The following is a 23,400-nucleotide window of genomic DNA, read 5'->3' as shown; positions in this document are numbered from 1 at the left end:
CGATGATTAAAAAAAGTCAGTTCTGAATGTGAAAAGCCGGCGTCCAGCCGTCGCCTCCCATCATGCCGTGCCGCCTGTGGGGCATTATGACACCTGAATACCGAAAAAAAATCGTGTCGTACAGTGCCGTGGCCACCATGGTCATCGCCGCGCTGTTTACGTACAGCCTGGTGCATATCGGGTTTCGCGAAATCGCCATGGTCACCGTGTTCGTTGCCATCGGGGCCGTCGTTTCCTTTGGCGTCGCGAGGCTGGGTCATGTGGCCACGGCCTCTTATCTGATGGTGGGCATCGTTTTCGTTCTGCTCTGCATTGTCCGGCCGCTGCAGAGTTTCCTGGTCGACGAGCCCATGGACACCTTTCATATCCTTCTGATGCTTCCTGCCCTTTATATCCCCATGATCATCTATGCCGGTCTGATGATCGACATCGTTACGACCGTTGTCATCGGGGTTCTGGTCGCCGTCATCAGCACCTGGCAGCTTTCCTGCACGCTCGATGCGGTTGAAACCCGGTACTTAGGTATCCCCACCATCATTGCGGGTCTTGCCATGAGCATCGCCCTGGTGGTGATCTTCAAGAAAATCAGGGACGACAATGAAAAGGAACTGCTTGCTGCGGTCAAACGCGCCGATGCCGCCAATCGGGCGAAAGGCGATTTTCTGGCCAACATGAGCCATGAAATCAGAACGCCGCTGAACGGCATCATCGGAATGAACGCCCTGCTTTTGAATTCCCAGCTGAACGATGAACAGCGCGTTTATGCCGACGCCGTAAAGAGCAGTTCCGACTTCCTCCTGGCCATCATCAATGATATTCTCGATTTTTCGAAAATTGAGGCGGGCAGGCTGGAACTGGAACGGATCGCCTACGATATCAACGACCTTCTGGACAGCCTGTCGTCGGCCCTGGCCTTTACCGCCGCCGAAAAGGGTCTTGAGTTTATCTGCATGATGGATCCGGACAGTCCGACCGTTTTGACCGGTGACCCCATCCGGCTCAAACAGATTCTGTTGAATCTTGCGGGCAACGCTCTGAAATTCACTTCAAACGGTGAGGTGGCCGTCACCGGTCGTGTCGAAAATCCCGACGGCGACCTTCCGGTGCTTCATGTCGAGGTCCGGGATACGGGCATCGGCATTCCCGAAGACCGGCGTGACGCCCTGTTCGATCATTTCACCCAGGCCGATGTGTCCACCTCTCGCGAGTTCGGCGGTAGCGGACTGGGTCTCAGTATCTCGAAACGCCTGGTCGATCTGATGAACGGGACGATCCGTGTCGAAAGCAAAGCGGGTGAGGGAAGTCTTTTTTGCGTATCGATTCCCACGTCGGTGGGTGCCGACCAAGCCCGGACGCCTGTGTTTCGATCCGCAGAGGGGATCCGGTTCGGTCTGTGCATCCGTCACCCTGAACAGCGACGCCGGATCAGGCAGCAGCTTGAACACTGGGGCGGAATCTGTGAAGAGCTGAAAGACCCCGGCGATGTGTCATGGCCGTCCGTCGATGGGGGCGAGCCTGCCGGTCTTCCGGACGGAAGGCCCTCCGCCGTGCTGGTACTGGAGATGACGGTCGATGACCTGGCAAAAAACAGGCTCCCGGATCTGTCCGCTCCGGCCGTCGCCCTGGTGACCTCGCGCCGTGATTTCTTTCTGGACGATCTGCGTCGGCGGTTCGGCATTTACGCATTGATGATGAGGCCGGTTCGGCCGAAATCCCTGATCGAGGCTCTTGCCGCCATCCCGGGCATGAACGTACCGCAGGCCGTGAAGGAATCCCGGCGATTCGGCCAAGGCTTCACCGAAGGCCGCCTGCATCCCCTTGACGTTCTCCTGGTGGAGGACAACAGGGTCAACCGGGAATTGATGAAAGGCATGCTGAAACACGAGCGTATCGACATGGATGTGGCCCGGAACGGCCGGGAAGCCGTGGCGGCCTTTAGGGAAAAAACCTACGATCTGATCCTCATGGATTGTCAGATGCCGGAGATGGACGGCTTTGACGCCACCCGTATCATCCGCGCCGAGGAAGCTCTTCGGCGTCTTCCCCGCACACCCGTCATCGCCATGACGGCCAACGCCCTTACCGGTGACCGTGAGAGGTGTCTGCAAAGCGGTATGGACGACTTTCTGACCAAACCCGTCGACATCGAGGCGGTGTTTAAGGTGTTCAGACGATGGACGCAGACGGAGTCCGACGGCGTCTGAACGGATTCAACGGATTCTATGGTCCCTATTGCTTCGGCTCCCTGGTGTCGCTGTCCAGAGCGGCCCGGACGGCCGAGGCGATGGTGAGCCGTGAGACGGGTTTCATCAAAAGAGAGCGAATCCCCCGGGTCTTTATTTCCCGCTGGGTGATGTTTTTCGTGTAGCCGGTGCAGAGGATGATCGGCAGATCCTTCCGGATCGCCAGCATGGATTCGGCCAGCTCGATGCCCGAGAGCCGGGGCATGCTGCAATCGGAGATGATCAGATCGAAGGCCTCGGGGCGCTCTGTAAACGAGTGAAGGGCCTCCTCGCTGTCCGAAAACCCCTCGGTTTTGTATCCCAGAGATTCCAGCTTGCGCTGCATCACCAGCACCAGAGCGGGTTCGTCATCGACGATCATGATGGATTCGGTCCCCCGCGGAAGATCCGAACAATCGGCGTTTTTTCCCCCCAGGCTGATGGTTGTGACGGGCAGATAGACCACAAAGGTCGATCCTCGGCCGGGCTCACTCCAGACATGGATCCCGCCCCGGTAGGACTTGACCACGCCGTGGACCACCGAAAGGCCCATGCCGGTTCCCTGATCCGGCGCCTTGGTGGTGAAGAAGGGGTCGAAAATCTTTTCCAGGACCTCGGTCGGCATGCCGCATCCCGTGTCGATGACGGTCAGGGTCACATACTCTCCCGGTTCGGGCGAGTCGGCTCCCCAGGTGATGTTGCGGTCGATAACGGTTGTTTTCACCCTGACCGTAATGGTTCCCCTTTTGTCTCCGATGGCGTGATAGGCGTTGGTGCACAGGTTCATCACGATGCGGTGAAGCTGGCTTTCATCGGCCATCACCCATGCCTTGCTTTCGATTATCGGGATGATGGCGATTTCGGCGGGAATGGTGGCCCGGATCAGTTTCAGTGCCTCGCTGACAACCGGTCCCACGGGTACGGGCCGGACATCCTCTTCGGTCTGGCTGCTGAAGGTCAGAATCTGACGAACCAGCTCGCCGGCCCGGATGCCGCCGTTTAAAATCTCCGTGGCGTAACGATGCTCATCGGAGGTTTCGTCAAGGGAATCCAAAAGCACCTCCGAAAAACCGATGACCGCCGAAAGAATGTTGTTGAAGTCATGGGCGATGCCCCCGGCAAGGATGCCGATGGCTTCGAGTTTCTGCTTCCGGCTGAATTCCTTTTCCATCCTGATCCGGTTTTCCTCGGACCTGATCCGCTCCTGGATTTCTATGTTGAGACTGGCGTTTACGGCCTCGAGCTCCCGGGTCCGTTCCTGGACCCGCTCGTCCAGCTCGCGGTTGATATCGGCCAGCTCGTTTTTCGTCTGTTCGAGTTTCCAGGTGGAAAAAAAGCGGGTCCGGCTGTTGATTTCGATGGAATAGCCCGAGAGCATGCAGAAGATATTGGCCGATACGAAAAAAAAGTTGTTGTTGATCAGCATGATGGCGGGGGTTCGGGCAAACCAGATCGCTCCGATTTCATAGACGAGGAAAATCAGCCAGGAACAGGCCACCGCCCAGAGAAACCGCATCTGGATGAAGGTGTAGATGGTGATGAATACCAGAATGATGCCCGCATAATACGAATAGGTCGCCGGAGGATCGGCGAGAATCACCATGAGAACGATGCCGGCCCCGGCCATGAAGCTGACGAAGAAAAAACAGTGCTGGTTGTATCGGATGAAGCTCGGGCGGTAGGAAAACCAGAGCGCCCAGAGAAACAAGGGGCCCACCAGAATGAAGCGGATGGCCCAGAAGACCCATTTCTGCTGGGGAACCAGAATGGCGTCAAGCACGGCAAAGAGCAGGTAGAACACCAGGGCCAGAACGATGACGATTCGGATCCGGGTCAGGGATTCGTGATAGCGATGGTCGATGTAAAGCGGCTCGAGGTGTTTCCACTCCCCCTTGAAGGCAAGGGTCAGGAAATCGAAGGGGCTTTGGGTCGGATGAACATTCAACGCCTGACTCCTGGAAAGGGGAAAGGGACATGATACGGCCGGCGCATGATGCCCGGGCGCTTTAGAGGACATCAAAAATAAAACCACAACCACCGGCCGGATCGTTTCCAAAAAAACGGATTCAGCCCAAAAATTTCATAGATTCGGTGCGTTGTCAATATGGATGGTCTGAAAGTAACGAAAATCACCGCTAAGATTTATCACTGCCTGGTACTATCATCGTGCTCGTATTCGTGAGCGTCAGCTCAGCACGACGCGGACTGGATCAGTCCCTGGAACACGGTTTTCAGGTCTTTGTCGGTGATTTTTTCGAAGAGAAGGGCGTCGTAGTCGGGTTCGTCGGGCAGGGGGACATCGGGGCGTTCCGGGCATGCCTGCTGGTTGACCGTGTGGGTGATGGTGTTTTTCCGGCTTGGGTCGGGGGTGAAATTGCGGTTGTTTTCGATCCAGGCCGAGCAGTCGTCGTGGGTACCGACGAAGAGGAGGAAGAGGGCGTCGTTTTCCTTGACGCAGACCATGCGGTAGCCTTTGCCGATGTCGAATTTGATGCAGTTTTTGATGCGGACTTCGCCGTGGCGGGCGAATTTGCCGAGCCGTGACAGGGGAGTGTCTCCGTTTTCAATGATGCCGGCAATGATGTCATCGGCCTTTTTCGCGGCGGATACCGCCATTTTTTCCGACGTTCTCAGGGCGTCGAGCATTTTTTCGAATTTCGGATGGCTGTGGATGCAGCGGATCATGACGATTTTTCCTCCCCATGGTGTTGAGGGCCCGGCAGGCCCTCGTCTCCCACGTAAAGCCCAAGGGATAAGCGAAGGGGGTCCATCGGTGGGACGACGACCTGCCGGGTTATCATTGTTATGAACAGCAGCTTCCCGAACTACCGCAGGACGAACAGCCGCCGCCGAGTTTCAGGCTTGAGGTGACCTTGAATCCGGTTTCGATGTAATCGACCCCAATGGGCTGGGCGTCGGCCAGAAAGTCACGGTCCACCAGATAGTCCACCCCGTCGACGGTGAAAACGGTGTCGGTCGCTTTTTTTTCGTCAAGGGCCATGGCCAGTTCCGAGCCGCAGCAGGTGTTGTGCAGGAAAACCCGGATCGGCATCCGCTGCTTGCCGGTAAAATAAGCCCTGATCTGTTCCTGGGCTTTTGGGGTGACGTTGAACATAGAGCGTTTCCTTCCTTAAATTAATATTCCTTCGGCGTCAGATTGATCTGATCCAGGGTGAACACGGGTCCGTCCTTGCATACCAGCTCTCGGCCGATGTTGCAGCGCCCGCACATGCCGATGCCGCATTTCATCCGGTTTTCAAGGCTCATGATGATGTGATTATTCCGGTAACCGAGTTTTTCAAGGACCGGCAGCGTGAACTTGATCATGATGGGCGGCCCGCAGACGATGGCGTAGGTGTCGTCGGACGCCTGGGGCGCGACCTTTTCCGTGACGGCCGGGGTGAAGCCCACATGGTAGTTCCAGCCTGGGGCTTCGGTGTCCACGGTCAGATGCATGTTGATGTCGTCGCGTTTTTCCCATTCCACCAGTTCGTCTTTGTACAGCAGCATGCCGGGTGTTCTGGCGCCGTAGACCACGTCGATGTTTCCATAGGATGACCGGTTGGCCGGATCGAGCATCATCTTGATCGATGAGCGCAGGGTGGTGAAGGCAAACCCGCCGCCGATGATCAGGATGTTTTTTCCTTTGAGGGTGTCCCAGGGATACCAGTTGCCCAGGGGTCCCCGGATGCCCATGGTCTCACCGACCTTCATGTTGTGAAGATAGCTGGTGACCTTGCCGGTCTTGAACACGGTGAAGGTCACAAACCCTTTTTCCGTGGGGGACGAGGCAATACCAATGGGGATTTCACCCAGGCCGGGAATGGACAGTTCAGCGAACTGACCGGCCTTGTACGCAAATTTTTCTTCATCCGCCTTGTTTTGGAAAACAAACCGGAAGGTTTTGAGACTTTTGTCTTCGGTGGCGATCTGTATGTCATCGATACGCACCGGGTAGGGTATATAAGGATTGTTCACGGTTCCTCTCCTTCGATTGATATGAAAGTCGCCAGTTGTACCGGTCCAAACGGCTTTCATGCTTCGTTGCGGGCCGATTGCCTTAAGGACCGGCCCATGGCCGTTACTTGTTCATGGTCTCGCAGACGTCGCGGATGTCGATGTTTGCCGGGCACTGCTTGATGCACCGCCCGCAGCCCACACACATGATGCCCTGATTGTATTTGTCCTGGAAGTATTTGAGTTTGTGCATGAACCGTTGACGGGTCCGCTGCCAGGCGTGTTCCCGGGGGTTGTGACCCGAGCCGTGCAGGGTGAACAGAGAGGTCATGCAGGAATCCCAGTTTTTGATGCGCACGCCCTCGGTACCGTAGGTTTCGTCCTGGATGTCGAAGCACCAGCAGGTGGGACAGGCGTAGGTGCAGGTACCGCAGTTGATGCAGCCGAAGGCCGAGTCCTGCCAGTGGTCGGCGTCGAACAGCTCGAGCACGGTTTTTCCGGCGATATTGTCAAAGGAGACCCGGGAAGCGATCTGAGCTTCGGCCTTTTGTTTCATCTCCTCGATGAGGGATTCGGCATCGGCCCCCGCAGCGGTGGAAAATCCGGCTGCGTCGGCCCAGGCCTTTCCTTTGTCCGTCAGGATTTTCGCCAGAAAACCGTCGTCCACGCTGACCACCAGAACGTCGAGGCCGGCTTCGTCAAAGGGGCCGGTGCCGCAGGAGGTGGAAAAATCCGTGATCGAAGGGGTATTGATGGCCAGACCCACGAAGGTGCAGGCGTTGTAGGCATTGAGAAAGTAGGGGTCCTTGTATTCGTCGGTGTCGAAATTCAGCTTGAGAATCTCGACGGCTTTGGCGTCGAAGGGACGGATGCCGATGACCGCCCGTTTGGGATAGGCTTTGGCCGGTTCCTTCATGATGTTGCAGTCGGGGGCATCCGGGTTTGTCGTGTAAGTGAGCATCACTTCGGATTTTGGGAAAAGAAGTGCCTTGGGAGACAGTTTCGTTTCGGTATAATCCATGTCCGGAAGTTCACCGTTTTTCAGGTCTTTGAAGACATGGGTGTTTTTGTCCCTGACCGGGCCGGTCAGGAGATAGGATTCGCCGGATTTCAGCACGCCCCTGTCCCAGCTTGCCCTGTCGATATGTAAGATGTTCATCGTTTTGTACCTTTCGCTGTGATCGTTGTTGAGTTTTTTACCCAAGGCCCTTATCTGATGAATTCCTCCGGGTCCTTGAGGGTGAAGAAATCCAGGGCCGGCCGCTGGTCCAGCGACAACCCGGACTCCCATCCCCAGCGTTCATGACAGGATTTTTCCAGTTTCCCGGTCAGAAGACGGACCTTGATGTTCATGGGGCAGGCGGCCTCACAGGCGCCGCAGTCCGTGCATCGGCCCGCGCAGTGGAACGCCCGCAGGGTGTGATAGGTCCGGATGTCGACGGGGTCATCGCCTTTGCCGACCCACTGGGGACGGGACTCATCCACGAAACAGGTGGGGCAGTAGCATAAGGGGCAGGCGTTCCGGCAGGCGTAGCACCGGGTGCAGGGTGAAAGCAGGTCGTCGAAAAACGCCCATTTTTCTTCGGGGCTCATGGCTTCGATGGCCTCGATCTCAGCATCGTTCCTTGTCGTGTTCACCTCCGGGACCGGATCGGCCACGGGAATGTCGTTGAGAACGGGGTTGCGGTGAAGGCAGCGGGCGCAGTTGCTTTGAAGGGCCTCTTCTTTTGCCACGGTTTTTTCACCGCTTGCCGAGGTCACGGTGATCATTCCGTCTTTTTCCGTGAGGGCGGTGATTTCCCCTTCGGCCAGCTCACGAAGCCTTGCTTTATCGGTCAGGCCGGTGCAGGGCACACCGATGACGGTGACCTGCTCGCGGCTGATCCTGTTTTCGATGATATGGGTCACGATGTTTCTGGAATCACAGCCTTTGGCGACGATACCGACCCTGTCTTTCCGGTTGGTCAGATAGTTGGCCAGGTTCAGCCTGCACTGGGAGTCCCAGACGAGTTGTTCCGCATCGTTGGGCGTCTTTGCGAGAAAGGGCTCGTTGACACCCGGCAGGGTGCCCTGTTTGTAGCCGATCACCACATCGACTTTGCCGCTCTTGAGAAGATCGGCTGAAATCTTTCTGATGGTTTGTGTGTAATGGATCATGGTTATTTATGCCTCCGGCGGTCGCTTTTTGATAGAAGCACCGCAATAAACGTTTGGATTATGCCGCAGCGATTTCTTTGGGCGCGCCTTTGATAAAGAATCTGGCCGGGCCGAGTTTTCGGACCTCGTCGATCACCTCGTTGGCCACCTGGGCGAATTTGACGCCTTCGGCGGACGAGATCCATGAAAAGTTGACCCGCCCCGGCTCGACCCCCTGGAATTCAAGGAGCTCCTTGAGCAGGGTGAATTTGCGCCGGGCATAGTAGTTGCCCTCGATGTAATGGCAGTCCCCGGGATGACACCCGGAAATCCAGACCCCGTCAGCCCCTTTGCGCAGGGCGGCAAGAATCATCTTCGGAGAAATGCGGCCCGAGCATGGCACCCGGATCACCCGCATGTTGGGTGGATACTGAAAACGGCTGACGCCGGCCAGATCGGCCGCGCCGTAACTGCACCAGTTGCACAGAAAGGTTACAATCTTTGGTTCAAAAACAGTCATGAATGACCTCCTTGTATAAAGGACTTCATCTTTTGGCCTGATACGGCGTTCTCGGAATGGCTGGATCCTCGACGTAGCGCTGCTACGCCTCCGGTCCAACCATTCCTGCGGCCTTGTCTCAGACCAAAATTTGAAGTCTCCTACCTGATGAACAGGTCGGTTTTCGGGTGTTAGTTAAAAAATATATTTGTCAAACTTTTTAAAAGTTTGGCCGCCGGCAGGCCCGCCGGAGGCCATGTTTTTTCACGCGTTTTCGATCATGGCCAAAAGCTGGCTGTCTTCAAATCCTTTGAGGTGAAGGGCCCCCGAGCGGCAGGAGGCGACGCAGGAGCCGCAGCCTTTGCAGAGGACCGGGTTGATCTGGGCCTTGCCCTTGTCGCGGCCTTCCATGACAATGGACGGCGCGTTGTAGGGGCAGACCGTGACGCAGACCGCGCAGCCCGTACAGAAGGCCGGGTCCACCTTGGCGATGGTGCCGCTGGTGTTGATGGTCTTCTGGGACAGAAGGCGGGTTGCGCTCGATGAGGCGGCCTGGGCCTGGGCAATGGCCTCGTCCACGGGCTTGGGATAGTGGGCCAGCCCGCAAAGGAAGACGCCGTCCACGGCAAAGTCGCTGGGGGCCAGTTTGACGTGGGCTTCGGCAAAGAATCCTTCGGAGTTGATGGGCACCTTGAAGAACTGGGCCAGTTTTTCATCCCGGTAGGGCACCACCGCGGACGCCAGAGTCAGCATGTCCGCCGTGATCCGCACAGGGCGCTTGAGCACATGATCGGTCACCGTGACGAAAAGGCCCTGATCCCCGGCTTCGACCACAGGCTTGTCGTCCAGGCTGTAGCGAATGAAAATCACGCCTTTTTCACGGGCCTCTTTGTAGAGGGCTTCCCGTTCACCGTAAGTCCGGATATCCCGGTACAGCACGAAGATGTTCATGTCCGGATTGAGTTTTTTCAGGTGAAGGGCACTGACCATGGTGTGGGTGCAGCAGATCCGTGAGCAGTAGGGGCGATCGGGTTCCCGTGAGCCCACGCACTGGATGAACACGGCGGTTTTTAAGGTCTTCAGGGACGGATCGTCGGCGATGAATTTACGATCGAGTTCCAGGCCGGTCAGGACCCGGCTGTCTTTGCCGTACAGGTATTCATCGGGTTTCAGCTCATCGGCGCCGGTGGCGATGATGGCCACGCCGTGGCGCAGCGTTTCCGTTTTGTCGCCCACGGCAAGGACGGTGTCGAAGTTTCCGACGAAGCCGTCCACGGACGTGATCGTTGCGCCCTTGTACACGGTGATGCCCGCGTCTTCTTCAACGCCTTTGACCATGGCGGCGAGGCCTTCCTGGATGGATTCGCCTTTGGCGGTCGAATAAAGGTTCACCGCCTGGCCGCCCAGGTAATCGTTTCGCTCGATCAGGCTGACATGGTAGCCCTGGGATGAGAGGGACCGGGCCGCGCTCATGCCCGACAGGCCGCCGCCGATGACCACGGCGTTCTGATCGATTTCGAGCTTGGCCTCGGTAAGCGGTTCGAACAGGGCCACTTTGGCCACGGCCATGCGAACCATTTCGTTGGCCTTGACCGTGGCCTGTTCGGGATAGTCCTTGTGGACCCAGGAATCGTGGTTTCTGATGTTGACCATTTCAAACAGGTATTTGTTGAGCCCGGCATTCATCAGGGTTTCCTGGAACAGGGGATCGTGGGTCCTCGGGGTGCAGGCCGCCACGACGATGCGGTTCAAATTCAGTTCCTTGATTTTTTTGGTGATGTAATCCTGGGTGTCCTGGGAACAGGAATACATGTTGTCGGACACGTATTCCACGTAGGGGAGGTTCTTCGCGTAATCCCGGACGGCGATGACGTCAACCACCGAAGAAATGTTGATGCCGCAGTGGCAGACAAAAACACCCACCCTGGGGCGTTCGCCGGTGATGTTGATTTCCGGCGGCATGGTAAAGGATTTGGTCAGGGTGTTCCGACCGGCCGTGAGGGCCGCTCCGGCGGAAAGGGCTGCCGAACCGGCCTCGACCACGGACTGGGGAATGTCCTTGGGTCCCTGGAGGGCGCCGCAGACAAACACGCCGTCACGGGTTGTGCCGACGGGATTGAACGACGAGGTTTTGACAAAGCCGCCGGCGGTCAGCTCCACGCCGATTTTACCGGCCAGTTGCTTGACATCATCGGAAACTTCCATGCCCACGGACAGGACCACGATGTCGAAAATCTCGCGGACCACCTTGCCGGTCGCGTCATCCATGTAGTCGATGACCTGGCCGGGTTCCCCGGTGCCGTTCTTGTGGATGGAGTGGACGCGGCAGCGCACGAATTTGATGCCGTGTTTTTCTTTGGCCTCGTTGTAGCAGCTTTCGAAGCCTTTGCCGTGGGTCCGCATATCCATGTAGAAGATCGTGCATTCCAGGGACGGATCATGCTCCTTGGCGATGATGGCCTGTTTGATGGCGTACATGCAGCAGACCGACGAGCAGTGGCCGTTGTCGCAGGTGTTGATGTCCCGTGATCCCACACATTGGAGCCAGGCAATTTTCTTCGGTTCCTCGTGATCGGACATGCGGATGATGTGGCCCTGGTTGGGGCCCGAGGCGGACAGGAGCCGCTCGAATTCCAGAGAGGTCACCACATCGGGGTTGTTGTCGTAACTGTAGATGGCCTTGCCCGAGGGATCGTAGGCCTTGAAGCCCGGCGCCAGGATGATGGAACCCACATCGAGGATCAGGTTTTTGTCCGTGTCGTCGTAGTTGATGGCACCCGCCGGGCATTTTTTCTCACAGACCCCGCATTTGCCTTTGGTCAACTTCAGACATTTGTCCGCGTCGATGCAGTATTTCAGCGGTACGGCCTGGGGGTAAAGGGCATAGATGGCCTTGCGTTTGATGAGCTTTTCATTGTAAACGTCATCGACCTTGACCGGGCATTTTTCCGTACAGGCCCCGCAGGCAATACATTTGGTCATGTCCACGTACCGGGCCTTCTGGAAGACATCCACCTGGAAATTGCCTTTTTCTCCCCGGACATCCTTGATTTCGGACAGGGTCAGAAGCTCGATGTTCATGTGCCGTCCCACCTCCACCAGCTTGGGGCTCATGATGCACATGGAGCAGTCGTTGGTGGGGAAGGTCTTGTCCAGCTGGGCCATCACGCCGCCGATGGACGGTGATTTCTCGACCATGTAGACGTAGTATCCCGAATTGGCCAGGTCCAGGGCGGCCTGGATGCCGCCGATGCCGCCTCCGGCAATCAGGACCGAGCCGATTGTTTTTTTGTCAGACATCACGCTATCTCCTTGTTCGTGTTAAAAGCTTACAGGCCGAAATCCGCCAGATCCGGTCCCAGATAGGTTCTCTCGTTTTCACCCAGAATGCCTAAAGACAGACAGATGATGGTCCACAGGTGAATGGTGTGGTACTCGCCGCCGAAATGATGGCCGATATCCTCCACCTGGGCATGGCAGTTGTGGCAGGGGGTGATCACGTATTTTGCCCCGGTGGCCATGATCTGGTCGAACTTGACCTTGCCGTAGGCCTGGCGTTCGTCGGTATACCCGGCCTGGAGGGCCCCGCCGCCGCCGCCGCAGCAGAAGTTGTTCGATTTGTTGGGAACCATGTCCACGAAGTTTTCTTCACCGACCACCTGTTTGACAACGAACCGGAGGTCGTCTGCAAAACGGTCACCTAAGGATTTTCTGACCACGTTGCAGGGATCCTGGACCGTGAACTTGATGCCGGTGGTGTTCCAGTCCGAATTGACGGGGAGTTTGCCTTCCCGAATCCATTTGGCGTAATATTCGACAATGCTTCGAAATTCGAATTTGTGGGGAATGTTGAAACGCCGGATGCCCTGCCAGACCGCATAGAACGAGTGCCCGCACTCGGTGTTCAAAAAGACCTTGCAGCCCAGCTTGTCGATGTGCTCACACTGAGACCGGATGATTTCCTCCCAGGAAGGATCGTCGGCCAGGAACATGCAGTAGTTTTCACCGCCCCACATTTCGGAGTAGTAGGTCCAGTCGGCTCCGACGGTATGGAGGATTTTCCACAGGGGAAGCAGTTCATCAGGCTCGGTCACCGGCTCTCGGGAGTTCTGGTTGAGGGCAAAGAAAGCGCCTTCACGGTCAATGTCTGCGGTCAGCTCCTCGAAACCCTCCTGCCCGCGGCATTCTTCGGCCAAATCTTCCACGGTGAATTTGAAATCTTCAAAGGGTACGCCCATGGCACCGCCCCGGGAGCGGAGGTGGTGGTCACAGGAACCCAGAATCCCTTTGGGGCGCTCTTCGCGCGGCCATTCGGCCCGGAGTTCGTAAACCAGCTGGGGAATGTTGATGCTCATGGGGCAGACATCGTAGCATCGCCTGCACATGGTGCAGACCCAGAGCCAGGGGTGGTTCTCGAGCTGGTCATCCATGCCGAGGACGGCCATTCTCAGAAACTTTCGGGGATCCATGTCCATCTGCCCCGTTGCCGGGCAGCCGCTGGAACAGGTGCCGCAGGTCAGGCAGGCCGACAGATTGCCGTCGGGGACAATCGCAAGGGCCTTCTCCTTGATGCGGGATTTCCCTCCGGTTACGTTCAATGCTTCTGACATAGTGATATTCCTCCACTCATAAGAAATGATCATTCTCCCGGCTTTCCCGGGATCAACGATGATGGCGTCGTAAAAAAGCCCGATTTCTGCGTTGCGCTTCATCCCTCGTCACTGCGGCGTACCTAAGTACGCCTCATTCCTTAAGGATTCGCGACGCCTTGAACTCGAACTTTTTTACATAGCCATCCATTGATGACTTTTTACAAGTTCATCAATGATGACACGTCCGGCGAGCTTCCCGAGGGGAAATCCAGCCCGGCGACGTATTACCAGGGTGACGCGTTTTTTATGTGTCCAAGGGCGGGTTGTTTCACGTTTGAAACCAACCCCTGTGGCGGGGGAATGAGGGGTCTGGCGGATGGGACCGTTCGGTCCGGAACCGTGACATCATACCCGGAAGCCACCGTCGGCTCAGTTTTTCAACATCGTCGTATCCGCCCAACGGGCGAAAAGGGACGAAAGCCGTCAGTAGTGTCCGATATGATCAATCATCATGGTATCCAGCATCTGTCGTGAACGGTTCGTAATCATAAAGAAAACCTTATATATAGATTGTATGGATTTTTCAAATTGAAAATCTGCATACATTTTCCCCCGGTGCATTGATTATCCGGATTTCCGGGGGTTGACGGTTGTGGGCCAAATCCATAAATTGATTTGAAAAATGCGCGGATCGTGTTAGTCTCAGGAAAATTCCGTGTTAAATTTGATGGATGCAACTTTGATGATCTCGTAAAAAGTAAGTTTTTGGACGGCTTCGTAAAATGTTCGAGATCAAGGCTTGCGAATCCGCAAGGATGAGGCGTACTTAGGGTACGCCTCAGTGACGAGGGATGACGCGTAACGCAGATATCGGACGTTTTACGAAGCCGTCAACTTTGAACCGTATGCGACTGTGGATCCATGACAACGCCTTCTTACAGACCTTGCTTTGAACATTCGCCCCAGGCCCTTTCCTGCCATCGGATCATCCTTGATGAAAACGGGGTCCCCCGGGATTATGAAACCCTTGCCGTCAATGCCGCCTGCGAGCGGATGCTTGGGTGCAAGGCGTCGGACCTTTGCGGGAAAACCCTTAGGGACCGTTATCCCGATCCGGGCCCGGACCGTGTCGACCCTATCCGGGTGTTCGGCCGTGTGGCTCTGAACGGCGGCACGGAACGGATTGATATCATTGATGATGACGGTCGAAAACGCCATGTGGATGTGACCTCGGACGGAGACGGTTATTTTTTTCTCAGTTATTCGCCGCAAGCGGAATCATCCGGACGGGACGACGCGGTGCCGGATCATGATCCGGATTTTCAAATGTTTTTTGATCTGTCGAACAACCTGCTCTGCCTGTTCGATTTTGAGGGCCGACTTCTCCGGTACAACCGGTCATGGAAAAATATCCTGGGTTACGGTCCCAAAGAGTTGATGGACAGAGGCTATCAGTCCGCCATTCATCCCGATGATCGCGACGCGGTGTTCGCCATGTTCAAAAGCCTGAAGGACATCGGACGGGTCAGCGATTTTTCCTGCCGGTTCAAAGATGAGGACGGGCGTTACAAAACCTTCGAATGGCGGGCTTACGTCCGGGGCAATACCATTTATGCCGTTGCCCAGGATATCACCCCCCGTCTGACGGCCAACGGCCTCTTGCAGGAAAGCGAGGAACGATTCAGGCAGATTTTCATCAACGCACCCGTGGGCCTGTTTCATTACAATCCGGACGGCGTGATTACCGAGTGCAACGACGGTTTCGTGAAAAGTATCGGGTCCTCCCGGGAAAAATTGGTGGGCCTGAACATGTTCAACCTTCCCGATGAGCGGGTGAAACAGGCGCTTCGGACCAGTCTCGACCGGCTCGAGACCGTTCATCTCGAAATTGAATACCAATCCTATACCGCCAGGAAAAAAACCCCGGTCCGATTGATTTTCGCCCCCATGGTGTCGGATCAGGGGGCGGTCCTTGGCGGGATGGGCATCGTGGAGGATATTACCGAACGTGTCCAGGCCCAAAAAGCCCTGCTCGAGAGCAGGGCCAGTTACCAGGCCCTGTTCGAGCAGGCGGCCGACGGTGTGCTGATCGGCATCGACGGAGGGACCATCACCGATGCCAACGAGAACATGACCCGCATCACGGGATACGCCAAGGACGAACTGATCGGCGCCAATATCACCAAGCTGTTTTCCCGGGACATGCTCAGGGAAAAACCTCTGGATTACCAGTCCCTTCACGATGGAAAAATCATTTTTGCCACACGGGAGATCACCTGCAGGGACGGCAGCCGTGTGATCGTGGAAATGAAAACGAAAAAACTGGCGGACGGACGCCTGTTCTCGTCCATGCGCGATGTAACGCCGCTGAAAAAGGCCGAAGAAGCCTTGCGGGCCAGCGAAGACCGATTGAACCGTCTGTTCGAGCTCAATCCCTATTCCATTTTGATTACCGATGATAAAGGCTGCCCCTTGCGGATCAATCGGGCCTTTCATGAGATGTTCGGATCAGGGCCCGTGCCTGGGATTCCCGTGTTCGAGCATCCCGTCATCGCCCGCATTGGCATTGCCGACGAGATGAAAAAGGCCCTGAGCGGTGAAACCATCCATATTCCCGACTACTGTCTTACCCTTCCGGCAAACGGGCCTGGAAAGCCTTTAAAAACATTATGGATGCGTATGGTGGTGTTTCCCCTGCTGAATTTTGAAGGCCGGGTGGAAATGCTGGTGATGATGCACGAGGATGTCACTGAGCAGTATGTGCTGCGCGAGAAACTGAGGCACGCCGAAAAAATGGAGGCCTTAGGCCTTCTTACCGGTGGGATCGCCCACGATTTCAGTAACATGCTTTCGGGTATCATCGGCGGAGCCGCCATGCTCGGCCAACACGGGCTTTCGGACGACGCAAGACGCTCGCTTAAGCTGATCACGGATTCGGCGGAGCGCATGGCGGATCTGACCGGTAAACTGTTGACCTTCGGACGCAAGGACAGCCAGGCTTACAGACCCATCGATATTCACGCCGTGATCGGGACCGCCATTGAAATCTTGAATTATTCCATTGACAAGACGATCAGCATTGTCTGTGATTTCCACGACGAACGGCTGCTGGTGAGCGGCAGCGAATCACAGCTCCAGAACGTCTTCATCAACCTGGGGATCAACGCCGGGCACGCCATGCCCCGGGGCGGTACCCTGACGTTCCGGACCCTGCCGGTCGACACCGAGGATCCCTACCTGAAAAATCTGGCCGGCATGCCCCGGGCCGACCGTTATGTGAAGATCGACGTGACGGATACGGGAACGGGTATCCCCATGGAATATCAGAACAAAATCTTCGAACCGTTTTTCACCACCAAAAATATCGACCAGGGCGCCGGTCTGGGCCTTGCCACGGTCTATGGGACGATCACGGAACACCACGGGCTGGTCGATTTCAGCAGTGAGCCGAATCGGGGCGCAACCTTCACCCTTTATCTCCCCCTGATGACGGAAGGGACAACCCAGGATCGGCAGACGGAACGCCCGCCGATCGAGAAGGGATCGGGCCGCGTTCTTCTGGTCGAGGACGAGGCCATCGTGCGTGAGGCCACCCAGGACATGCTCGAGGCGCTGGGATACACGGTGATCACCGCTGAAAACGGCCAGGAAGGCCTGGATGTGTTCATTGCCGAACAGAAGACCATCGATCTGGTCATCCTTGATATGATGATGCCGATAATGAACGGCAAGGACTGTTTCAGGAAAATCAAGGCCCTTTCTCCGTCGACCCGCGTGATCATCTATTCGGGGTATACCGATATGGATGACGTGAAAGAGCTGGAAAAAAACGGCCTGTGCGCCTTTTTGAAAAAACCCTTCAGCTTCGCCGATCTCAGCCGGGTGCTGAAATCCTGCGGAAGCTGAAGGGAGGGGGGGCTTAGGGCACAAGCAGGGCTTCGAGCCGCTCGGGGTTGTCGGTCATGATGCCGTCCACCCTGGCGGAGTCCTTGAAGCGGACCATGCCGCTTTCATCGTTGACGGTCCACACATAGGCTTTAAGGCCCAGGACCCAGGCCTTCTGAACCAGAAGATGGGTCACGATTTCTTTGGGCAGGGCCAGCACGTCGCCGGGCATCGCGTAATCCGGCTCATCCATGATCCAGCACGGCGTGGCAATAAATTCCAGCACCCCTTCGGTGGCGAAGATCCGGACCAGGTTCATGCCCCGGGAGCGGCCGAGATCCCCGATCAGATCGACGGTGTCCTGATTGAAGGCGCCGACGATCAATTGATCTTCCATGTCATAGGCCTCGATCAGATCGAGCACCTTTTCCACCACGAGGGTTCCGCTTTGCTTGATTTCCAGAACCATGGGGCGGCGGTTCAGTTCCGGGTCGGCGAACACCTCTTCAAGGGTGGGGATGGTGTACCCCATGCCCCGGCAGGGGTAGGTGGCCCCGTTGTCCGGCGTGAACCGGTATCCGGCGTCCAGGGCTTTGATTTCTGAAAGGGTTTTGTCCATGATTTTACCGGTGCCGTCGGTGCAGCGGTCCACCGTCTCGTCATGGGATACGACGATGACGCCGTCCGATGTCATGTGGACGTCTCCCTCGATGGATTCCGCGCCCACGGCGTAAGCATTACGGTAAGCCTCGAGGGTGTTTTCCGGCAGCAGTTCCCCGCCGCCCCGGTGGGCGATGTTCATGAAACCGTTATGGCGTTTGAGAAACACGTTGTCTTCGATGGCAGGGCCGTTTTTGACGGCATCGATCACTTGGGTCCAGGTGTCGGCCACGGTGTCGGGATCGATGGGTCCGAAGCCTTCGGTATCGAGCAGGTCCGGGGCCAGGGCGTAATTCACCTGGTAGGGCACGTAGAGAATGCCGTTAGCAATGGCGCCGTATCCGTCCTGGCGCACCGTGTCGCCCACCATGGCCAGGCAGTTGTCCGGACCATAGAGATCCGAGAGCAGGGCAAGAACTTCCCGCTTGAATACGTTGCTGTGTTCATAGGAAAAATCGTCTTTGGTAATAATCGGAATGGTCCGACGGCCGCTCTGTTCGAAATGCCGGTTCATCTGGGTTCGGCAGGCCGCTCTCAAATCGCCGGGCATGCCCGTGACAATCACGAGTTGGCGGTTTTCAGACTGAAGCTGTGCCACGGCCGACACCACGTCGCCGTCCACCAGGGGCCAGTCGTTTTTCGCGAAATTCAGAAAATCGATCCAGTCCTGCACGGCGTTCTGTCCGCCGGTGGCATGCAGGGTGTTGTCGTGGTCGGTGTACACCACGCCGGGATTTTTTGTTTTGTCGGCGCTGAGAATGCGGATGAGCCCCTGGTCATCGGAAACATAGGTTGATTTGTCGAAGTAAAGTCTCGCCTGAAGCTGGAGATCGATGGGGGCCTGGTCGAGGAGGGATTGGGGCAGGCGGCTGCGCAGGCCAGGCAAGGCGGCCCGGCCGTTTTCATCGGTATAAAGGACGTCCTCGCCCAGCCTGATCCACGTCGAATCCCCGAAACGCCGGACAAAAAACACGACGCCCAGGCCTTCGATGTTTTCCGACAAAAGATGCTTGGCAAAGAAGCCGTTGCTCTTGTCAAGAACCCGGTAGGCCGTCACATAGGGCAGCACCTCGGGCCTGTTTGCGGCAACATCGGCGTCCGTGATGCCGTCGGTCACCACCGCCTCGGTGGTTTCCGGCTTCTCATCACAGGCGGCGAGGCCAAACACCGCCGTCGCCGTGAGCATCATCAGTATCATTCCGTACCGTAATCGTTTCATCATGATCCCTCCTTTTCGTGATGTTGGTTCTTGAGGGTGTTCCGACGGACGGCGGAACGCCCCGGTTATGCCGAGAGTCTGACGTGCTATATTTCTGAATTGATTCACGCGGAAACGCCGGTCGGTCCGGGGAAGGGCCCCCGGTCACGGTCATTCCTTCAAGACGGACAGATATTTATCCGTATGTTAAAACAATGCATCCGTCAACCTTTTTAACACATTGATTTTTTTACTAAACTGGTTAACCACATCCGGACGGCGAAAATGTTCTTACGCTAAAGGCATTCAGTACCCCATGATTGTGATAATTGTGTGAGGGTGTTTTTTTTATAGCCGGGCGATGCACGACGTCGGGTCTCGGAAAATGGCTTCCCCCGGTCCTAAACCCTTGACAAGCAAAAAGGGTGCATGCTACGTACCTGACTGAGCGCTCGTTCAGAATGGCACCCCCGCCATTCATCTCGCCCGTGACCCGACAATGACGATTCGGACCAGACCATGAAAAAACGTGAACGGACAAGAGACGTGGAAACCCAGGTGAAGAATCCCGACCTGGTCCAGCGTCGTCGACGCCAGATTGTCGATGCGGCGGTCAAGCTTTTCATTCAGAACGGGTTCCATAAAACCACCACCCGTCAGATCGCCGGCGCCGCCGGATTTTCCATCGGGTCCCTGTACGAGTATGTGGCGTCAAAGGACGATGTGCTTTACCTGGTCTGCGACGCGATTCATGAAGAGGTCGAACAGGGGGTGGCGGCGGCCCTGTCCCGCAATGCCTCGGACATCGAGGCCCTGAGGGACGTGATTATGGAATATATTATGGTCTGCGACCGCATGCGGGACCATTTGCTCCTGATTTATCAGGAAACCAAATCCCTTCCGAAAAAATGGCGCAGTCACGTGCTCCAGAACGAGGTTCGCATCACGGATATCCTGGTGGATGTGATCGCCCGGACCATCGCCGAAGGCCATCTGCCGAAGATGGATGACCGTTCGGTGGAACTCCTGGCTCACAACATCACCGTCCTGGGCCATATGTGGACCTTCCGGCAGTGGTTTTTGAAGCGTCGATACACCCTGGAAGAATACATATCGTTTCAGACGGAATTCATTCTGAGCGCCGCCCTGGAGGGCAGGGAATCCTGATCCGCTGCCCCCTGTCGTGACGGCCCAACCCTTCCAACGATGAAGGAGGTTGTTTCATGAAAATCCACGAGTACCAGGCCAAGCAGCTTTTTTCCGAGGCCGGGATTCCCATTCCCCGGGGCCGGATGGCCGCCTCGGTGGACGATGCCCTTAGCGCGGCCGATGAGCTGGGCGCCTTTCCCGTGGTGGTCAAGGCCCAGATTCATGCCGGGGGGCGGGGCAAGGGCGGCGGCGTCAAACTCGCCCGGTCCCGAAACGAGGTCCGGGATCACGCATCCGCCATCCTGGGTATGACTCTTGTCACCCACCAGACCGGTCCTTCGGGCCGGATCGTGAAAAAACTGCTGATCGAAGAGGGGCTGGACATCCGGAGGGAATTGTATCTGAGCCTGGTGGCGGACCGGGCCACGGCCGATATCGTCATCATGGCATCCACGGAAGGCGGCATGGATATCGAGGACGTGGCCGCCGCGACACCGGACAAGATCATGCGCGTCAGTGTTGATCCGGTCATGGGTTATCAGCCTTATCATGGCCGCCAGGTGGCGTTTGGCCTTGGTCTGGAAGGACAGGCGGTCACCGCGATGTCCACCATGATCGGAAATCTCGTGAATATGTTCGTCCGACTCGATTGTTCGCTGATCGAAATCAATCCCCTGGTCCTGACCGGCGAAAACACCGTGGCAGCCCTGGACGCCAAGGTGGATATCGACGACAACGCCCTTTATCGTCACCCTGAAATAAGGGCCCTGCGCGACGAAGACGAGGAATCGCCGCTGGAGGTGGAAGCCTCCCGGCATCGTCTGAACTACATCAGCCTGGACGGCAACATCGGTAATATCGTCAACGGCGCGGGCCTGGCCATGGCCACCATGGACATCATCAAACAGGCCGGGGCAGAGCCCGCCAATTTTCTGGATGTGGGCGGGGGAGCCACGGCGGACATGGTGGAAAACGCCTTCCGCATCCTTTTGATGGACGAGAAGGTCAAAGGCATTCTGATCAATATTTTCGGGGGAATTCTTCGCTGTGATATCTTTGCAAAGGGTGTGGTCCAGGCGGCAAAAAACACCGGCATCGACATTCCGGTGGTGATCCGCATGGAGGGCACCAACGTGGATCTGGGCCGGAAAATTCTTTCCGAATCCGGCCTGAAACTGGAAACCGCCTCGGACCTCACTGACGCGGCCCGAAAAATCGCCGCCATCATCGCATAAGGAGACCCATCGTGAGCATATTCGTCGACAAACACACACGGCTGCTGGTCCAGGGCATCACGGGCAGGGAAGGGGCCTTTCACACCAAACAGTGCCAGGCATACGGCACCCAGGTGGTGGCCGGGGTCACCCCGGGCAAGGGCGGACAGATGCACGAGGGGGTTCCGGTGTTCAACACCGTGTCCGAGGCCCGGAAGAAAACAGGCGCCAATGCGAGCATGATTTTCGTGCCCCCGGCCTTTGCCGCCGACGCCGTCATGGAAGCGGTGGATGCGGAGATCGAGCTTATCGTCTGCATCACCGAAGGCATTCCCGTCCTCGACATGATGCGTGTCCGGAAATTCATGGCAGGCAGGCATTCCCGCCTGATCGGCCCCAACTGTCCGGGCATTATCACGCCCGGCGAATGCAAGATCGGCATCATGCCCGGCCCCATGCACACCCCCGGAGGTCCGGCGGGCGTGGTGTCCCGCTCCGGCACCCTGACCTATGAGGTGGTGCATCAGCTTTCGGCCCAGGGCATCGGCCAGACCACCTGCGTGGGCATCGGCGGCGACCCGGTCAGCGGCACTCATTTCATCGATGTGCTCGATGCTTTCCAAAACGACCCCGACACCCGGGGCATCGTCATGGTCGGTGAAATCGGCGGCAATGCCGAAGAAGAGGCCGCCGCCTTCATCAAAAAATACGTGACCAAACCCGTGGTGGGCTTCATCGCAGGCCTCACCGCCCCGCCGGGACGGCGTATGGGCCACGCCGGCGCCATCATCAGCGGCGGCAGCGGCACCGGCCAGGCCAAACTTGCGGCGCTGCGTGACAACGGCGTCACCGTCTGCGAGAATCTGGGAATGCTGGGAGAAATGTGCAAGACGATTTTTAAGTAGGAATGGATGTGAGAATGATGAATGCGGCAAAGCCGCAAAAAAACGGGTTTCTCACGGAGACACAAAGACACAGAGTGTTTGCCTCCGGCGGCCGGCTTTTAAAAAGCTGGGCAAATGGGTTTTGAATTTTGAAAAAAACAGACGATTTCCATATCTGTTTGTCAAACTTTTCAAAAGTTTGGCCCCCGGCAGGGCCGCCGGAGGCAATCAATCAACAATAGTGTCTATTCAGAGTGTGTAGATTGTGGTTCATGCCAAGGCCGCAGGATTTCAAAAACCCGAGAACGCCGGCATGGGCCGCAAGATGCACGCTCTGGACAGGCACTAAAAGGAGAAGCGATGTCCTGGTTAATGACAACCCTGTCGAGTTCGGTGGGGAAAAAACTGGTGATGGCCGCAACCGGCCTGTTTTTCTGCGGGTTTTTGATGGTTCATCTGGTGGGCAACCTGACCGTGTACGGCGGTGTGGACACCTTCAACAGCTATGTGGATCATCTCCATGCCCTGGGGCCGCTGATCACCGTGGCGGAAATTCTGATGGTGGTTCTGGCCCTGATCCACGTGATCACGGGGCTGACTCTGGCCTGGCAGAACTACACGGCCCGGCCCGTCCGGTATCAGATGAACAAGAGCGGGGGAGGGCGGACCCTGGGCTCGTCGACCATGCCCTACACCGGGCTGATTCTGCTTCTGTTCGTTCTGGCCCATCTTGCGAATTTCCATTTTGCCGATCACACCCATCGGACGGTTTATGAGATCATGGACCAGGCCTTCGGCGACCCGATACTCGTCTGGTTTTATGTGGCCTGCATGGCGGCCGTCGGAGTCCATGTCAGCCACGGGTTTTGGAGCGCGTTCCAGACCCTGGGTCTGAACCACGACAAATACACGCCGGCCGTCAAGGCTCTTGCTTTGGTGTTCAGTCTCGCCGTGGGGCTCGGTTTCGCTTCCATTCCCATCACCCTTTCATTTATCAAATAAGG

General features: G+C 56.8%; 16 protein-coding genes. 6 read left to right on the top strand and 10 right to left on the bottom strand.

Annotated elements, in window-relative coordinates:
* The first annotated feature begins 86 nt into the window (after positions 1-86).
* Positions 87-2,204, top strand: coding sequence for a response regulator (locus ACYQ11_RS02310; RefSeq protein ID WP_459922121.1), 2,118 nt, complete (start codon positions 87-89; stop codon positions 2,202-2,204).
* A 25-nt stretch (positions 2,205-2,229) separates the two neighbouring features.
* Here the strand turns inward: ACYQ11_RS02310 and ACYQ11_RS02305 are convergent, their stop codons facing one another.
* The 9 genes from ACYQ11_RS02305 to ACYQ11_RS02265 form a co-directional block, all read right to left on the bottom strand.
* Positions 2,230-4,167 (bottom strand): ATP-binding protein, encoded by a 1,938-nt coding sequence (locus ACYQ11_RS02305; RefSeq protein ID WP_459922120.1) that lies wholly within the window; start codon positions 4,165-4,167, stop codon positions 2,230-2,232.
* Between the two features lie 245 nt (positions 4,168-4,412).
* Complete coding sequence (locus tag ACYQ11_RS02300; RefSeq protein ID WP_459922119.1) at positions 4,413-4,907, bottom strand: hypothetical protein; 495 nt, start codon at positions 4,905-4,907, stop codon at positions 4,413-4,415.
* A 118-nt stretch (positions 4,908-5,025) separates the two neighbouring features.
* The gene (locus ACYQ11_RS02295; RefSeq protein WP_459922118.1) at positions 5,026-5,337 is read right to left on the bottom strand and encodes an IscA/HesB family protein; all 312 of its coding nucleotides are present in this window, start codon (positions 5,335-5,337) and stop codon (positions 5,026-5,028) included.
* A 20-nt stretch (positions 5,338-5,357) separates the two neighbouring features.
* Positions 5,358-6,200 (bottom strand): FAD/NAD(P)-binding protein, encoded by an 843-nt coding sequence (locus tag ACYQ11_RS02290; protein ID WP_459922117.1) that lies wholly within the window; start codon positions 6,198-6,200, stop codon positions 5,358-5,360.
* Positions 6,201-6,303: 103 nt separating this feature from the next.
* Entirely contained in the window at positions 6,304-7,338 is a 1,035-nt protein-coding gene (locus ACYQ11_RS02285; RefSeq protein WP_459922116.1) for a 4Fe-4S dicluster domain-containing protein, read from the bottom strand.
* A gap of 50 nt (positions 7,339-7,388) precedes the next feature.
* Positions 7,389-8,336, bottom strand: coding sequence for a 4Fe-4S ferredoxin (locus ACYQ11_RS02280; RefSeq protein ID WP_459922115.1), 948 nt, complete (start codon positions 8,334-8,336; stop codon positions 7,389-7,391).
* Between the two features lie 58 nt (positions 8,337-8,394).
* Positions 8,395-8,835 carry a hydrogenase iron-sulfur subunit gene (locus tag ACYQ11_RS02275; protein ID WP_459922114.1) on the bottom strand — a complete coding sequence of 147 codons (441 nt, stop codon included), beginning with the start codon at positions 8,833-8,835 and terminating at the stop codon, positions 8,395-8,397.
* Between the two features lie 243 nt (positions 8,836-9,078).
* Positions 9,079-12,114: an FAD-dependent oxidoreductase gene (locus ACYQ11_RS02270; protein WP_459922113.1), complete on the bottom strand. Its 3,036-nt coding sequence runs from the start codon at positions 12,112-12,114 to the stop codon at positions 9,079-9,081.
* A 29-nt stretch (positions 12,115-12,143) separates the two neighbouring features.
* Positions 12,144-13,424, bottom strand: a complete 1,281-nt coding sequence (locus ACYQ11_RS02265) for a (Fe-S)-binding protein (protein WP_459922112.1) — start codon at positions 13,422-13,424, stop codon at positions 12,144-12,146.
* Between the two features lie 903 nt (positions 13,425-14,327).
* Here ACYQ11_RS02265 and ACYQ11_RS02260 point away from each other — a divergent pair.
* Positions 14,328-17,312, top strand: coding sequence for a PAS domain-containing hybrid sensor histidine kinase/response regulator (locus tag ACYQ11_RS02260; protein WP_459922111.1), 2,985 nt, complete (start codon positions 14,328-14,330; stop codon positions 17,310-17,312).
* A 13-nt stretch (positions 17,313-17,325) separates the two neighbouring features.
* On the opposite strand, the gene ACYQ11_RS02255 is transcribed toward ACYQ11_RS02260, so the two are convergent.
* Entirely contained in the window at positions 17,326-19,173 is a 1,848-nt protein-coding gene (locus tag ACYQ11_RS02255; RefSeq protein WP_459922110.1) for a glycerophosphodiester phosphodiesterase family protein, read from the bottom strand.
* Between the two features lie 495 nt (positions 19,174-19,668).
* Here ACYQ11_RS02255 and ACYQ11_RS02250 point away from each other — a divergent pair, with 495 nt between their 5' ends.
* The 4 genes from ACYQ11_RS02250 to ACYQ11_RS02235 all read left to right on the top strand — a co-directional run bounded on the left by ACYQ11_RS02250 (position 19,669) and on the right by ACYQ11_RS02235 (position 23,398).
* Positions 19,669-20,316 (top strand): TetR/AcrR family transcriptional regulator, encoded by a 648-nt coding sequence (locus ACYQ11_RS02250; RefSeq protein ID WP_459922109.1) that lies wholly within the window; start codon positions 19,669-19,671, stop codon positions 20,314-20,316.
* Positions 20,317-20,372: 56 nt separating this feature from the next.
* Positions 20,373-21,533, top strand: coding sequence for an ADP-forming succinate--CoA ligase subunit beta (gene sucC, locus ACYQ11_RS02245; RefSeq protein WP_459922108.1), 1,161 nt, complete (start codon positions 20,373-20,375; stop codon positions 21,531-21,533).
* Positions 21,534-21,544: 11 nt separating this feature from the next.
* Complete coding sequence (gene sucD / locus ACYQ11_RS02240; protein WP_459922107.1) at positions 21,545-22,417, top strand: succinate--CoA ligase subunit alpha; 873 nt, start codon at positions 21,545-21,547, stop codon at positions 22,415-22,417.
* A 339-nt stretch (positions 22,418-22,756) separates the two neighbouring features.
* Positions 22,757-23,398 carry a succinate dehydrogenase cytochrome b subunit gene (locus tag ACYQ11_RS02235; RefSeq protein ID WP_459922106.1) on the top strand — a complete coding sequence of 214 codons (642 nt, stop codon included), beginning with the start codon at positions 22,757-22,759 and terminating at the stop codon, positions 23,396-23,398.
* Positions 23,399-23,400 lie beyond the last annotated feature (2 nt).

This window comes from Desulfatiferula olefinivorans (assembly GCF_054657895.1).
Note: the sequence above shows the minus strand (reverse complement) of the source record. Positions and strands in the feature narration are given on the sequence as shown.